Annotated in this window: 3 protein-coding genes; 2 read left to right on the forward strand and 1 reads right to left on the reverse strand. The window is 71.9% G+C overall.

Going from position 1 to position 2,012, the window contains the following annotated elements; translation table 11 throughout:
* The coding region (locus ACTUAL_RS27230) for an MmyB family transcriptional regulator (RefSeq protein ID WP_440902244.1) at positions 1 to 325 on the forward strand (325 nt) is incomplete at its 5' end.
* Positions 326 to 332: 7 nt separating this feature from the next.
* On the opposite strand, the gene ACTUAL_RS27235 is transcribed toward ACTUAL_RS27230, so the two are convergent.
* Complete coding sequence (locus tag ACTUAL_RS27235; protein WP_440902245.1) at positions 333 to 641, reverse strand: hypothetical protein; 309 nt, start codon at positions 639 to 641, stop codon at positions 333 to 335.
* Between the two features lie 495 nt (positions 642 to 1,136).
* Here ACTUAL_RS27235 and ACTUAL_RS27240 point away from each other — a divergent pair, with 495 nt between their 5' ends.
* The gene (locus tag ACTUAL_RS27240; RefSeq protein ID WP_096495495.1) at positions 1,137 to 1,892 is read left to right on the forward strand and encodes a sulfite exporter TauE/SafE family protein; all 756 of its coding nucleotides are present in this window, start codon (positions 1,137 to 1,139) and stop codon (positions 1,890 to 1,892) included.
* Positions 1,893 to 2,012: the final 120 nt, after the last annotated feature.

Genomic DNA, 2,012 nt, shown 5'->3' on the forward strand with positions numbered 1-2,012 from the left:
TCACCCGGAGGAGGACCACGCGCTGCACAGCCGGGGGTACGCGGCGCAGTTCCGGCAGGCGTGCAGCGCGGGGGAGCCCAGGGCGCTGGAGATCCGGGACGCGCTGCTGGCGCGGAGCCCGGAGTTCGCGCGGGTGTGGGCCGAGCACCGGGTGGGGGAGGGGTATCCGGGGGTGAAGCGGTTCGCGCACCGCGAGTTGGGGCTGCTGGAGCTGCGGTGCCAGACCCTGGTGGACCCGGAGCAGGCGCAGACGCTGCTGGTGTTCACCGCGGAGCCGGGCAGCGAGAGCTACGAGAAGCTGCTGCTCCTGGCGGCGGTGGGGTGAGCGGGGGTCAGCCCTCCCCGTCCTCCTCGTCCAGGCGGGCGATCGCGGACGCCAGCGGCTCCGCGGGCAGCTTGCCGGGACCGGTCCAGGCGCTGATCAGCTCGGTGGACTTGACCGTGCTGACCTGGTCGAGCCGCACCCAGTAGCCGTCGTACCAGGTCGGGGCCTCCACGCAGGGCACGCTGTCGGCGGGCTTGGTGGTGCTGAGCCGGGCGATCGTCACGGCCTCCGCGCCGTGGACGCGCAACCCGGTCTTGAGGATCACGACCCTCTCGTGCCGGTGCTTCATGATCGTGCCAACGCTCTTCGGCGACATCGTCGCGAGCCTCCAAGTGCGGGGTGAACAACGGACCGTAGTCAGCACGTTTCGTGTCCGCCTAGGCCCGAACGGGCGAACTCGCCACCTGTTCGCATCAACGGCTTATGCATGTGTCCGCAGTTTTGCGCCTCTGCGTGACCAGTGCTCCGGTGCTCGTTGCGACGTTCGATGGCGGTGGCGCGGTCGGGCGGACAGGGTGTCCGCCGTGCGCCCCCACCCCCGACTCCGCTCCGTCACCCCGCGACCGCGCGCCCCGCTCCGGACGGCGGAAAATGCGCGCCCGCACCACTCGAAAATTGAGACCCGGCCCACCCGCGTGATATCCGCGAGCCTTTTCGCCCGCGATGTCGGAATCGTCGCCGGAGAGAACTGTCACACCCGGTTGATGTTCCGGAACCGGGCATTTCATCATGGTCGGCGGTGATTGGTCCGAGAGGTTTCCCGGTCCCGGCGCGCTGCCGCGCCGAGGCCGGTGGTGGAGGGTGAGGCGCGGTGCAGCTGTGGGAGGCGTTCGCCCTGTTCGGGGGCGGACTGGTCGCGGGCGGGATCAACGCGATCGCGGGCGGCGGCTCGCTGATCACGTTCCCGCTGCTGGTGGCCATGGGCCTGCCGGGCGTCGCGGCGAACGTCACGAACGCCCTCTCGGTGGCCCCCGGCTACGCCTCCAGCGCCGTCGCGAGCCGCCCCGACCTGGTCGGCCAGGGCAGGCGGATGCTGGCGGTGGTGCCGACCATCGTCGTCGGCGCCCTGTGCGGCAGCTCCCTGCTCCTGTTCACCCCGCGCGCCGTTTTCGAGGCCGTCGTGCCGTTCCTGGTGCTGACGGCGGCGATGATGATGGCGTTCCAGAAGCGCCTGAAAGCCCTCGCGGGCAACCCGAAGGACAACACCCCGCGCAAAACCGCGATCCAGCTGCAGGTGGTGTTCTTCCTGTGCGGTGTTTACGGCGGTTACTTCAACGCGGGCATGGGCGTGCTCGTGCTCGCCGCGGTCTCGCTCGTGCTGGACGAGCCGCTGCGCAGGATCAGCGCGCTGCGCAACGTCTTCGCGGCCGTGGTCGGCATCACGACGGTCCTGCTGTACAGCGCTTTCGGCCCGGTGAACTGGCTGGCCGTGGCGGTCCTCGCCCCGGCGACCGTCATCGGCGGCTACGTCGGCGCCCGGATCGCCCGCAAGCTCCCGCAGGAGGTGCTGCGGTGGACGATCGTGGTGTTCGCGACGTGCGTGGCGATCGCGCTGTACCTGACCTGAGCCCGCCCTGGCGGGCGCGCCGGTCGGGAACGCCCCGCCGCGCCCACACCCGGCCTGCCGCGAGCTGGGCGGGCGGGGGCCCCCCCCCCCCGGCCCGGGCGCGCGCCGGCCCCCGCCCCC

The organism is Actinosynnema sp. (genome assembly GCF_052038725.1).

Excerpts from the sequence above, each read along its gene's own strand:
- ACTUAL_RS27235 (WP_440902245.1), bottom strand. The coding sequence starts at position 641 with ATGTCGCCGAAGAGCGTTGGCACGATCATGAAGCACCGGCACGAGAGG.